The sequence below is a fragment of the Streptomyces sp. ActVer genome (genome assembly GCF_027270795.1).
Lineage (GTDB): Bacteria > Actinomycetota > Actinomycetes > Streptomycetales > Streptomycetaceae > Streptomyces > Streptomyces umbrinus_A.
The window spans coordinates 1-11,721 of record NZ_JAPWHT010000329.1 but is presented as its reverse complement, the minus strand read 5'-3'; the positions used below and the strand labels follow the sequence as shown (position 1 = coordinate 11,721).

General features: G+C 70.2%; 13 protein-coding genes. All 13 read right to left on the bottom strand.

Annotation, left to right across the window (positions count from 1 at the left end):
• Positions 1-355: 355 nt before the first annotated feature.
• A complete protein-coding gene (locus tag O3Q52_RS37625; RefSeq protein ID WP_269653096.1) occupies positions 356-895 on the bottom strand; it encodes an adenine phosphoribosyltransferase in 540 nt (179 codons plus the stop codon).
• Entirely contained in the window at positions 892-2,019 is a 1,128-nt protein-coding gene (gene secF / locus O3Q52_RS37620; RefSeq protein WP_269653095.1) for a protein translocase subunit SecF, read from the bottom strand. Before secF ends, O3Q52_RS37625 begins: the two co-directional genes overlap by 4 nt.
• Before the next feature lies 1 nt (position 2,020).
• Complete coding sequence (gene secD / locus O3Q52_RS37615) at positions 2,021-3,802, bottom strand: protein translocase subunit SecD (protein WP_269653094.1); 1,782 nt, start codon at positions 3,800-3,802, stop codon at positions 2,021-2,023.
• A gap of 141 nt (positions 3,803-3,943) precedes the next feature.
• Positions 3,944-4,450 carry a preprotein translocase subunit YajC gene (yajC, locus tag O3Q52_RS37610; protein WP_269653093.1) on the bottom strand — a complete coding sequence of 169 codons (507 nt, stop codon included), beginning with the start codon at positions 4,448-4,450 and terminating at the stop codon, positions 3,944-3,946.
• Positions 4,451-4,614: 164 nt separating this feature from the next.
• A complete protein-coding gene (gene ruvB / locus O3Q52_RS37605; protein WP_190229292.1) occupies positions 4,615-5,685 on the bottom strand; it encodes a Holliday junction branch migration DNA helicase RuvB in 1,071 nt (356 codons plus the stop codon).
• Positions 5,686-5,819: 134 nt separating this feature from the next.
• Positions 5,820-6,431 carry a Holliday junction branch migration protein RuvA gene (ruvA, locus tag O3Q52_RS37600; RefSeq protein ID WP_269653092.1) on the bottom strand — a complete coding sequence of 204 codons (612 nt, stop codon included), beginning with the start codon at positions 6,429-6,431 and terminating at the stop codon, positions 5,820-5,822.
• Positions 6,428-7,033, bottom strand: coding sequence for a crossover junction endodeoxyribonuclease RuvC (gene ruvC / locus O3Q52_RS37595; protein ID WP_269653091.1), 606 nt, complete (start codon positions 7,031-7,033; stop codon positions 6,428-6,430). The genes ruvA and ruvC overlap by 4 nt, the downstream gene beginning before the upstream one ends.
• Before the next feature lie 163 nt (positions 7,034-7,196).
• Positions 7,197-7,949: a YebC/PmpR family DNA-binding transcriptional regulator gene (locus tag O3Q52_RS37590; RefSeq protein ID WP_055614442.1), complete on the bottom strand. Its 753-nt coding sequence runs from the start codon at positions 7,947-7,949 to the stop codon at positions 7,197-7,199.
• Positions 7,950-8,000: 51 nt separating this feature from the next.
• On the bottom strand, positions 8,001-8,606 hold the full coding sequence (pdxT, locus tag O3Q52_RS37585) for a pyridoxal 5'-phosphate synthase glutaminase subunit PdxT (protein ID WP_269653090.1): 606 nt from the start codon (positions 8,604-8,606) through the stop codon (positions 8,001-8,003).
• Positions 8,607-8,612: 6 nt separating this feature from the next.
• Positions 8,613-9,536, bottom strand: a complete 924-nt coding sequence (gene pdxS, locus O3Q52_RS37580) for a pyridoxal 5'-phosphate synthase lyase subunit PdxS (protein ID WP_269653089.1) — start codon at positions 9,534-9,536, stop codon at positions 8,613-8,615.
• 232 nt (positions 9,537-9,768) lie between these two features.
• Complete coding sequence (locus O3Q52_RS37575) at positions 9,769-10,314, bottom strand: hypothetical protein (protein WP_269653088.1); 546 nt, start codon at positions 10,312-10,314, stop codon at positions 9,769-9,771.
• A gap of 108 nt (positions 10,315-10,422) precedes the next feature.
• Positions 10,423-10,767, bottom strand: a complete 345-nt coding sequence (locus tag O3Q52_RS37570) for a hypothetical protein (RefSeq protein WP_269653087.1) — start codon at positions 10,765-10,767, stop codon at positions 10,423-10,425.
• Positions 10,768-10,782: 15 nt separating this feature from the next.
• Positions 10,783-11,721, bottom strand: a 939-nt coding sequence (locus O3Q52_RS37565; protein ID WP_269653086.1) for a glycosyltransferase family 4 protein, incomplete at its 5' end; no start/stop codon positions are given.

Genomic DNA, 11,721 nt, shown 5'->3' with positions numbered 1-11,721 from the left:
CGGGGCGTGGCTGCTCAGCCGCCTTGGCTCCGGCCGCGGGCTCGGACGAGCCGTTCTTCGCGGGCGCGCTCGCGGGCGCTGCGGGCGTGCCTGCGGGCGCCGCGGACTTCTCGGGCTTGGCGGCGGTGAGTGGCTGGGCCTCGTCTGGCAAGAGGACTCCTCGTGCGCGATCCGGGTCCCCGGTCAGGCTCCGGAGACCCCATGGTAGCGATCCTGGGCTCCGGACTCGCCTTCGGCCGGTGAGACCGCCTTCTACCGGAGAAACGCGAGAGGCGGGCACCGGATTCCTCCGGGCCCGCCTCCGCGGTGTCCTACAGGCGCCCAGGACGTGTCGTACGGGCGCCCCAGGGGTTGCTCAGACCTTGAGCAGCGCCTCCAGCGGGGCTCCGTCCAGGGCCGGCTCCAGCCGGGCGCGGCCGCCCAGGAAACCGAGCTCCATGAGAACGGCGACGCCGGCGACCCGGGCACCGGCCCGGCGGATCAGCCGGAGCGAGGCCTCGGCGGTGCCACCGGTGGCGAGGACGTCGTCGATGACCATCACGCGGTCGTCCGCGCTCAGGTCCTCGGCGTGCACCTCGATCTCGGCGGAGCCGTACTCCAGGTCGTACGTCTGGCCGAGCGTCGCTCCGGGGAGCTTGCCCGCCTTGCGTACGGGGATGAAGCCGAGCCCTGCGCGGACCGCGACGGGTGCGCCCAGGATGAAGCCGCGGGCCTCCAGGCCGACGATCTTCGTGGCGCCGCTGCGGACGCTGATCTCGGCCAGCGCGTCGGTGAGCGCCGTGAACGCCGCCGGGTCCGCCAGGAGCGGGGTGATGTCCTTGAACATCACTCCCGGCTCCGGGTAGTCCGCGACGTCACGGATACGGCTGAGCAGCAGCTCTTCGATACCGGTCATCGGCGCTTCCCCGACGGCCGGCCGCGCCCCCTGCCGCGCGACGACGGCTGGGCACGCTGGGCGCGCGGTCCGACGACCGCGGGCGTCGCGTCCTCCGGCTCGTCCTCGTCGTAGCGCTCGTCGACGACCGGGGCCTCCAGGGACTCGCCCTTCGCGGCGGCCGCGGCCCGCTTGGCGAGCACGCGCTTCCGCAGGGCCTTCATCTGCGGCTCGCGCTCCTTGAGGTCGGCGACGAGCGGCGTGGCGATGAAGATCGAGGAGTACGCACCGGCCGCGAGGCCGACGAACAGCGACAGCGAGATGTCGTTGAGCATGCCCGCGCCGAGCACACCGCCACCGATGAACAGCAGACCGGCGACCGGGAGCAGCGCGACCACCGTGGTGTTGATGGAACGCACCAGGGTGCCGTTGATCGAGCGGTCCGCGATCTCGCTGTAGGTCCAGCGGGTCTGTTTGGTGATGTCCTTGGTCTGCTCCTTGAGACTGTCGAAGACGACGACGGTGTCGTAGAGCGAGTAACCGAGGATCGTGAGCAGACCGATCACCGTACCGGGGGTGACCTCGAAGCCGACCAGGGCGTAGATGCCGACGGTGATGGTGATGTCGTGGATGAGCGCCACGAGCGCGGCCGCCGCCATCCGCCACTCGAAGGCGATCGCCAGATAGATCACCACCAGGACCATGAAGATCGCCAGGCCCTGCCAGGCCTTGTTGGCGACCTGATCACCCCAGCTGGGGCCGACCAGGTCGGCGTTGATCTTCTCCGCGTCGACCTTCAGGTCCTTGGCGAGCTCCTGCTTGATCTGGTCGGACTTGCCGGTGTCGATGCCGGCGATCTGGATGCGCAGTCCGCCGTTGCCGAGCTTCTGGACGATCGCGTCGTGGCCGGAAGCCTCTTCCGCGTACGTCTCGGCCTGGCTCACCGAGATGCTGGTCTTCTCGGTGGTGAAGACGGCGCCGCCCTGGAACTCGATGCCCATGTTCAAGCCGCGCACCGCCAGGCCGACGATGGCCGTGATGGTGATCAGGATGGAGATGCCGTACCAGAGCTTGCGCTTGCCGACGAAGTCGTAGCCGATCTCGCCGCGGTGGAGCCGGGCGCCGAGGGTGCCGAGTTTCGACATCTCAGGCCTCCTTCGTGTCGACGGGAGCGGACACGCGACGGGTACGGCGCAGCGGCGGCTGGACGCCCAGTCGCTTCGGGTCGAGGCCGGACCAGCTGTGGCCCTCCGCGAAGAACTTCTTGCGGGCGAGGATCGTCATCAGCGGCTTGGTGAAGAAGAAGACGACGACCACGTCGAGCAGAGTGGTCAGTCCGAGCGTGAACGCGAAGCCCTGGACCTTGCCGACCGTGACGACGAAGAGCACGGCCGCGGCGAGGAACGACACGAAGTCGGAGACGAGGATGGTGCGCCGGGCGCGCGGCCAGCCGCGCTCGACCGCGGGCCGCAGCGTACGGCCCTCACGGATCTCGTCACGGATGCGTTCGAAGAACACGATGAACGAGTCCGCCGTGATGCCGATGGCCACGATGGCGCCGCAGACCGCCGGCAGGTTCAGGGCGAAGCCGATGGCCGGGCCGAGCAGCGACATGATCACGTAGGTCATGACCGCGGAGACCAGCAGCGACGCGATGGCGATGAGCGACAGACCCCGGTAGTAGGCCACCAGGTAGATGATGACCAGCGCCAGACCGATGGCGCCGGCGATCAGACCGGCCTCCAGCTGCTCGCCGCCGAGCGCGGCGGTGACGGTGGTGACGCTCGCCTCCGTGAAGGTGAGCGGCAGCGCGCCGTACGACAGCATGTTGGCCAGGTCCTCGGCCTCCTGCTGCTTGAAGCTGCCGGAGATCTCCGCGCTGCCGCCGGTCAGCGCCTGGCTGACGAACGGGTCGGAGACGACCTCACCGTCGAGGACGATGGCGAACTGGTTCTGCGGGGACTGGTTCTGCGCCAGCTTGCCCGTGATGCTCGCGAACTTCTTGGCTCCCTTGGACGTGAAGTCCATGGTGACCTTCCAGCCCGCGGCACCCTGGGTGTCGAACAGGGCCGAGGCCTTGTCGACGTCGGTGCCCTCGACCTCGGCCGGGCCGAGGATGTACTTCTGCCACTGGCCCTGGGAGTTCTGACCACAGGCGACGGTCGGGTCGGAGGCCTTGACGCCGTCACCGGCCTTCGCGCGGACCGTCTTCTTGGAGCAGTCGAGCGCGGTGTACTGCGCCTGGAGCTTGGCGGTCGCCGGGTCGGTGCTCGCGGACGGCGAGGCGGACGGGCTGGACGAGGCGGAACCGCTCCCGGACGGGGTGGGGTCGGCCTTCAGCGCGTCGGTGACCGCGCGGCCCTGCGTGCTGGAGGTTGCCGAGGGGGTCGTGGACGAGGACGAGGTGGCCTTGTCGGTGGCCTTGTCCTTGTCGGTGGCCTTGTCCTTGTCGCTGTCCTTGTCCGAACCCGTGGAGGCGCTGCTGGAGGCGCTCGGCGAGGGGCTGGCCGCCGGGTCCCCACCGGAGACCTCGGTGGTCAGGACGGGACGGAAGTAGAGCTTGGCGGTGGTGCCGACCTGTTCCCGGGCCTGCTCGGAGTTGGTGCCCTTGGGGATGTTGACGATGATGTTGCTGTCGCCCTGGGTCTGCACCTCCGCCTCGGTGACGCCCAGACCGTTGACACGGCGGTTCATGATGTCGACCGCGGTGTTCATGTTGGTCGGGTTGATCGCGTTCTTCTGGCCCGGCTCGTTCTTCGCCTGGAGCGTGATGCTCGTACCGCCGGCGAGGTCGATGCCGAGGCGCGGCGTCGTGTGTCCGGAGGCGAACATGCCGCCGGTGAGCGCCACGATGGCGATCAGGATCAGGGCCAAGGTGCGCCCCGGCCTGCCCTGGGTGCCCTGTCGGCCCTTCTTAGGTGCTGCCACCTTCTCGTTCTCCCTCTTCGTCCGCCCGGTTACCGAAGTACCTGCGCGGACGGGCATGAATGGTGTCGAGATTCCGTGCGAAGCCACACGTCCCGGGGACCGCGGCGCGCGAGCGGCGCACTCCGCGGTCCCCGGTCGTGACTACTTCGCGTCGGACTCGCCGTCGGACTTCTTCAGGTCAGCCTGATCGGCCTTCTTCGGCTCCGCGTCGGCGGACTCGTCGGACTCGTCGGCGGGCGTGTCCGCCGCGTCCTTCTTGCCGAGGTCGATGGGCTTGTCGTCGGAATCGTCGGCGGGCTCGTCGGTCTCGGTGAGGGAGGAGGCGTCGTCCGGAACGACCGCTTCGTCGTCCTTCAGGTCGTGCTCGATGCCGTGAACAAGGCGGTTGTACTCGTCGTCGCTGAGGACCGCGCCGATCGCGTTCTTCGCGAAGAGCAGGTCGACGCCCGGGCCTGCGTCAAGGAGGACCGTGTCCTCGTTGACCTCCTTCACCGTTGCGTACATGCCACCGATCGTGCGGACGCCGGAGCCGGGCTGCATGTCGTTGCGCATCTGCGCAGCCGCATTCTGCTTCTTCTTGGCCGACCGGGTCATCAGGAACATGGCCCCGATGAGCACGATGAACGGGAGGAGGGTCACGAGACTCACGGGACGGAACTTCCTTCATTCGACCGCGATGGTGAGCGGCCTGATGGATGGGGGTATGTACGCCGCCGACAAAGGCGGCATCGGCGGAGTCTAAGCGAGTCCGCCGTCAAGGAACAACGCTCAGCATGGCACCGGGGTTCCTGACCTCGCGAGCCCCCTCGCCGTCACGCCCCGAACAGGTCCTGTTGTCCGTTTCCACCGGTTGACGGCCGGGGCGGGGTGAGGCCGAAATGGGCCCATGCCGCCGGTGTGGCCACCCGCCCGCGGGGCGTACGGGCCAGTAGCCCCTCGCGGACGAGGAAGGGCTCGGCGACCTCCTCCACGGTCTCGCGCTCCTCCCCCACGGCGACGGCGAGCGTCGACAGACCGACCGGGCCGCCGCCGAAGAGCTTGATCAGCGCTTCGAGGACACCCCGGTCCAGGCGGTCGAGACCTCGGCTGTCCACTTCGTACACGGCGAGGGCGGCGCCGGCGATCTCGCGCGTGACGAAGCCGTCGGCCTTGACCTGGGCGTAGTCGCGGACGCGGCGCAGGAGCCGGTTGGCGATACGGGGTGTGCCACGGGAGCGGCCCGCGATCTCGGCGGCTCCCGCGGGGTCGATCTCGACGTCCAGCAGGTTCGCCGAGCGGTGGATGACGCGCTCCAGCTCGGCGGGCTCGTAGAACTCCATGTGGGCGGTGAAGCCGAAGCGGTCCCGCAGCGGGGGCGGCAGCAGGCCCGCGCGCGTGGTGGCGCCGACGAGCGTGAAGGGCGGCAGTTCGAGCGGAATGGCGGTGGCGCCCGGCCCCTTGCCGACGATCACGTCGACGCGGAAGTCCTCCATCGCCATGTAGAGCATCTCCTCGGCGGGCCGCGACATGCGGTGGATCTCGTCGAGGAAGAGGACCTCGCCCTCCTGGAGGGAGGAGAGGATCGCGGCGAGGTCGCCCGCGTGCTGGATGGCGGGGCCGCTGGTGATGCGGATGGGGGCTTCCATCTCGGCGGCGATGATCATCGAGAGGGTGGTCTTGCCGAGACCGGGGGCGCCGGAGAGCAGGACGTGGTCGGCCGTCGCGCCACGCGCGCGTGCGGCCCGAAGAACGAGGTCGAGCTGCTCACGGACCTTCTCCTGGCCGATGAACTCGTCGAGGTCCTTGGGGCGCAGAGCAGCCTCGACGGCCTGCTCCTCATGATCGGCGGACGCACCGACGAGCCGCTCGGCGGTGTCGTCGTCGGCCGTGTCGTCCCAGTTCATTGGTGTGCCTCGCGGTGTGATGGGTCGGGGTCGTACGGGCATGGGGTGGGGCGCGCCCCGTAAGGGGCGCGGGGAACTGCGCGATCAGCCACAACGGACCCGCAGGTTCATCACCGACGCCTCCGGCGGAGCGCTCAGCGCGCTCTGTTGAGGGTCTGAAGGGCGGCCTTGAGCAACTGCCCCACCTGGGGCGCCCCGTCGGCCGCCTCCGCCTGCGGCGCCACCGCGGAGACCGCCTCGTCGGCCTCACGGGTCGCGTACCCGAGGCCGATGAGCGCGGCGTGCAGCTGCTCGCGCCAGCCGGCCGTGACGGGTGTGCCGATGGCCCGTCCCCCGGTGCCGAGGGGCTCGCCGAGGCGGTCCTTGAGCTCCAGGAGGAGCTTCTGGGCGCCCTTCTTGCCGATGCCCGGAACGGCGGTGAGGGTCTTCTCGTCGCCGGTGGACACCGCGCGGCGCAGGGCGTCGGGGCTGTGGACCGCGAGCATGGCCTGGGCCAGACGCGGGCCGACCCCGCTCGCGGTCTGCAGCAGCTCGAAGGTCTGCCGCTCGTCGTCGTCCGCGAAGCCGTACAGCGTCAGCGAGTCCTCCCGTACGACGAGGGAGGTGGCGAGTTTGGTCGGCCGGCCCATGCGGAGTCCGGAGAGCGTGTTCGGCGTGCACTGGACCGCGATGCCGATGCCGCCCACCTCGACCACCGCGGAGTCGGGCGCGAGGGCGGCGACGGGGCCGCTGACGAAGGCGATCATGCGGTACGGCCTTTCGGTGCTCGTTGCGATGCGTGGTTCGGTGCTTGCCGCGATGCGGCTTTCGACGCGTGCAGGGCGGCGGCCTGCTGGAGCCGGTTCTGCGCGACGGCCTGCTGCAGGCGGTTCTGGGCGGGCGCGCGCCAGATGTGGCAGATCGCGAGGGCGAGGGCGTCCGCCGCGTCGGCGGGCTTCGGGGGCGCGTCGAGCCGGAGCAGCCTGGCGACCATGGCACCGACCTGGGCCTTGTCGGCGCGGCCGTTGCCGGTGACGGAGGCCTTGACCTCGCTCGGCGTGTGCAGGGCCACGGGAATCCCGCGCCGGGCCGCGCACAGCATGGCGACCGCGCTGGCCTGGGCCGTGCCCATCACCGTACGGACGTTGTGCTGGCTGAACACCCGCTCCACCGCGACGAACTCGGGCCGGTGCTCGTCGAGCCACTGCTCGATGCCCTGCTCGATGGCGACGAGGCGCTGCCCCAACTCCGCGTCGGCGGGCGTCCGTACGACACCGACGCCGTGCATGGCCAGGGGCCGGCCGGCGACGCCTTCGACCACACCGACACCACACCGGGTCAGTCCGGGGTCAACACCCAGTACCCGCACCCGCCCCCTCCTTCGATCTCCCCCAGCTACCGCTGGGAGGTGCCCCCAGTTTGTGCAGGCTATCGGGTGCCACCGACATCGCTTGCCAGCGACGCCCGACAAAGCGACGGGCCGACGGAGTGTGTCCCGTCGGCCCGTTGAACCCGTGCGGCTCGTGGCGGCGCTACGCGTCCACCTTCTCCATGACCTCGTCGCTCACGTCGAAGTTGGCGAAGACGTTCTGCACGTCGTCGCTGTCCTCGAGGGCGTCGATGAGCTTGAAGATCTTCCTGGCGCCCTCCTCGTCCAGCTCGACCTGCATGGTCGGGACGAAGTTGGCGTCGGCGGAGTCGTAGTCGATCCCGGCGTCCTGGAGGGCGGTGCGCACCGCGACCAGGTCGGTGGCCTCGGAGATGACCTCGAAGGACTCGCCCAGGTCGTTGACCTCCTCGGCGCCGGCGTCGAGCACGGCACCCAGGACGTCGTCCTCGCCCAGCTCGCCCTTGGGGACGATCACGACGCCCTTGCGGTTGAAGAGGTACGAGACGGAGCCCGGGTCGGCCATGTTGCCGCCGTTGCGGGTCATGGCGACGCGTACGTCCGAGGCGGCGCGGTTGCGGTTGTCGGTGAGGCACTCGATGAGCACCGCGACACCGTTCGGTCCGTAGCCCTCGTACATGATCGTCTCGTAGTCGGCGCCACCGGCTTCGAGACCGGCGCCGCGCTTGACCGCGGAGTCGATGTTCTTGTTCGGGACCGAGCTCTTCTTGGCCTTCTGGATGGCGTCGAAGAGCGTGGGGTTACCGGCGGGGTCGGCACCGCCGGTACGGGCCGCGACCTCGATGTTCTTGATCATCTTCGCGAAGAGCTTGCCGCGCTTGGCGTCGATCACGGCCTTCTTGTGCTTCGTCGTAGCCCATTTAGAGTGGCCGGACATCTGCCTGTCTCCTTCGCGTAACCCAACTCTTTACGAACCCCAGGAATCCTACTAGGACCCCGGAGCCAGGTTCGCGCGCACCATCTGGACGAACAGGCCGTGCACGCGGTGGTCGCCGGTCAGTTCCGGGTGGAACGACGTGGCGAGCGCGTTGCCCTGACGTACGGCGACGATGTGGCCGTCGTGCTCGGCCAGCACCTCTGCCTCGGCACCCACGGACTCGACCCAGGGAGCGCGGATGAAGACGCCCTCCACAGGATCGCCCTCCACGCCCTTCACGTCGACCGTCGCCTCGAAGGATTCGTTCTGCCGTCCGAAGGCGTTGCGGCGCACGATCATGTCGATGCCGCCGATGGTCTCCTGGCCCGAGCGCGGGTCGAGGATCTTGTCGGCGAGCATGATCATGCCCGCGCAGGTGCCGTAGACCGGCATTCCGGCCCGCACGCGCGCGCGGAGGGGTTCCATCAGGCCGAAGAGGACGGCCAGTTTGGAGATGGTGGTGGACTCACCGCCGGGGATGACGAGTCCGTCGACCTCGGCGAGTTCCTCGGGGCGCCGGACCGCCCTGCCCACGGCGTCCGCCGCGGCCAGGGCGACCAGGTGCTCCCGTACGTCGCCCTGGAGAGCCAGGACACCTACGACAGGTACATCGGTCATGGGTGGTTACCAGCCGCGGTTCGCGTAGCGCTCGGCCTCGGGGAGGGTGTCGCAGTTGATGCCGACCATGGCCTCGCCGAGGTTGCGGGACGCCTCCGCGATGATCTTCGGGTCGTCGTAGAAGGTGGTCGCCTTCACGATGGCCGCGGCGCGCTTGGCCGGGTCGCCGGACTTGAAGATGCCGGAACCGACGAAGACACCCTCGGCGCCGAGCTGGCGCATGAGCGCGGCGTCGGCCGGGGTGGCCACGCCACCGGCGGAGAACAGCACGACCGGGAGCTTGCCGAGCTCGGCGACCTCCTTGACGATCTCGTACGGGGCGCGCAGTTCCTTGGCGGCTGCGTACAGCTCGTTGTTGTCGTAGCCGCGCAGCTTGGCGATCTCGTTCTTGATCTGGCGCAGGTGGCGGACGGCCTCGACGACGTTGCCGGTGCCGGCCTCGCCCTTGGAGCGGATCATGGCGGCGCCCTCGGCTATGCGGCGCAGGGCCTCGCCCAGGTTGGTGGCGCCACAGACGAAGGGGGTCGTGAAGGCCCACTTGTCGGAGTGGTTGACCTCGTCGGCGGGGGTGAGGACCTCGGACTCGTCGATGTAGTCGACGCCGAGGGACTGCAGGACCTGGGCCTCGACGAAGTGGCCGATGCGCGACTTGGCCATCACCGGGATGGAGACGGCCTCGATGATGCCCTTGATCATGTCGGGGTCGGACATGCGCGCCACGCCGCCGTCCTTGCGGATGTCGGCGGGCACGCGCTCCAGGGCCATGACGGCCACGGCGCCCGCGTCCTCGGCGATCTTCGCCTGCTCCGGCGTGACGACGTCCATGATCACGCCGCCCTTGAGCTGCTCGGCCATGCCGCGCTTCACGCGCGCGGTGCCGGTGGCAGGGGTGTCGGTGGGCTGGGCGGGAGTGGAGAGCGTGCTGGACAAGGGTTGACCTCACTCGGTGAAAGAGGGCTTCTGCAAACACCGAGGAAACGCTTGAGGACCAGTCCACTGCAAGGGCCAATGGGGAGGCGGTGGCTCATTTTACGGGCCTCCGGGCGCGTTTCCCGTGGTCAGGCCGGGCGGTCGGGGCTGTGACCAGGGACGTCGGGTGCTGTGGCCGACGGCGTCGGATCCTGTGCCCGGAAGCCCTTTTCGGGGTCCACGCGCGCGTGGACTACGTTCCCGGGCGGTCCGCGAGGGCGACCGGAGCCTCGTCGTCCATCTCGAAGGCCAGCGGGAACGGCGCGTGGCCGGCCAGCCGGAACCAGCGCACCTTGCGGTGGCGGCGCAGGGCGCGGGCCGCCCGTACGGCGTCGTTGTGGAAGCGCCGGGCCATGGGAACCCGGCGGACGGCCTGGGCGAGTTCGCGCGCCGCGTCCTCGCCGCCGGGGACCGCCTGCACCGCCTGGACCTGCTGGACCTCTCCGAAGACGGCCCGCAGCGCCTGGCTGAGGTCGCTCTCGGCGACCTCCCTGTTGTCCTCCTCGGCCTGGCGGGCCGCGTGCGCCGCTTCGTAGAGCACGATCGAGGCGGCCGGATCGAGTACTCCGGAGGTGGCCAGTTCCTGTGCCACCGACGCCCTCCGGAGCAACTGCGCGTCGAGCGCGGCCCGCGCCGCGTCGATCCGCGAGTGCAACCGGTCGAGCCGGCCCGCGGTCCAGCTCAGGTAGAGGCCGATCGCCACGAGGGCGACCACGATCCAGATCAGTGTGGAGGTCACGGGCGCACACGCTACCGGTGCGCCCCGGGCCGCCCGCCCCGGCATCGGCCCACTCGACGATCAGGGGCCCAACTGCCCGAAGGCGGTACCCGGGTGCCGCCGTGGGCGTCAGGCGTCCAGCTGTCCGGACGCCCCGGCCGCCGGGCCGACCTCGTGTGCGGCGCTCACGACCGTGAACCGCATGGAGCAGATGTCTTCCGGCACGGCCTCGACCCGGCACCCGAGCCGCTGCTCGATGATCCGCGCCACCGCGAAGAGCCGGATGCGCTCCTCCGGGGTGTGCGCGGGGAAGACCGCCCAGCCCTGGCGGGCCAGCTGAGCGCCGATCTCGGTGGCGAAGACCGAGCGGCTGCGCGACTCCTCCTCGGCCGTCAGAGGAGTCCTGGCGCCCTCCTGGGGCACCTCCTGGACGTCACGTACGTCCCGCCGGGCATCACGTGCCTCCCGCTCCATGTGCGGCCCTCCCGCTCAGTCCCGTACCAGGCCGAGTCGGGCCAGCAGGCCGCCCGGCTCGTGCGGCTCGTCGGCGGCGACCGCGGCGGCGCCGTCGGTGACGGTCTCGTAGACGGACAGGATGTCCGCGCCGACCGTCGACCAGTCGAAGCGCCGCACGTGCGCGCTCCCCCGCTCGCGCAGTTCCGCGCGACGCGCGGGGTCGCCGAGCAGCCGTACCGCCGAGGCGGCCAGCGCGTCGGCGTCCTCGTTGGCGAACAGTTCGCCCGCCGCGCCCTGGTCGAGGACCTGCGCGAACGCGTCGAGGTCGGAAGCAAGCACGGGCGCGCCCGCCGACATGGCCTCGACGAGGATGATCCCGAAGCTCTCGCCCCCGGTGTTGGGCGCGACGTACAGGTCGACACTGCGCAGGAACCGCGCCTTGTCCTCGTCGCTCACCATGCCGAGGAACTCGACGCGCGAGCGAAGCTCCGCGGGGAGCTTCTCGACGGCCTCCTCCTCGTCACCTCGCCCGGCGACCAGGAGCCGCGTCCCCGGCCGCTCGGCGAGGATCTTCGGCAGCGCCTTCATGAGGACCGGCAGGCCCTTCCGGGGCTCGTCGATACGCCCTATGAAGCCGATCGTCCCGCCCTGCCACTCGGCCTTGGGCTCCGCCTTCGCGAAGAAGTCCACGTCGACGCCGTTCGGGATGACGACGGCGTCCCCGCCCAGGTGCTCGACGAGGGTGCGCCGCGCGTACTCGCTCACCGCGATGCGCGCGCTGATCTTCTCCAGGGCGGGCTGCAGGATCGGGTACGCGGCGATCATCGCCCGGGACCGCGGGTTCGACGTGTGGAAGGTGGCGACGATCGGCCCCTGCGCGGCCCAGCAGGAGAGCAGGCCGAGGGACGGCGAGGCCGGCTCGTGGATGTGGATCACGTCGAACGTGCCGTCGTGCAGCCAGCGCCGCACCCG

Coding starts and splice junctions, on each gene's coding strand:
- O3Q52_RS37625 (WP_269653096.1), bottom strand. CDS start 895: ATGACCGGTATCGAAGAGCTGCTGCTCAGCCGTATCCGTGACGTCGCG.
- secF (WP_269653095.1), bottom strand. CDS start 2,019: ATGTCGAAACTCGGCACCCTCGGCGCCCGGCTCCACCGCGGCGAGATC.
- ruvB (WP_190229292.1), bottom strand. CDS start 5,685: ATGAACTGGGACGACACGGCCGACGACGACACCGCCGAGCGGCTCGTC.
- ruvA (WP_269653092.1), bottom strand. CDS start 6,431: ATGATCGCCTTCGTCAGCGGCCCCGTCGCCGCCCTCGCGCCCGACTCC.
- O3Q52_RS37590 (WP_055614442.1), bottom strand. CDS start 7,949: ATGTCCGGCCACTCTAAATGGGCTACGACGAAGCACAAGAAGGCCGTG.
- pdxT (WP_269653090.1), bottom strand. CDS start 8,606: ATGACCGATGTACCTGTCGTAGGTGTCCTGGCTCTCCAGGGCGACGTA.
- O3Q52_RS37570 (WP_269653087.1), bottom strand. CDS start 10,767: ATGGAGCGGGAGGCACGTGATGCCCGGCGGGACGTACGTGACGTCCAG.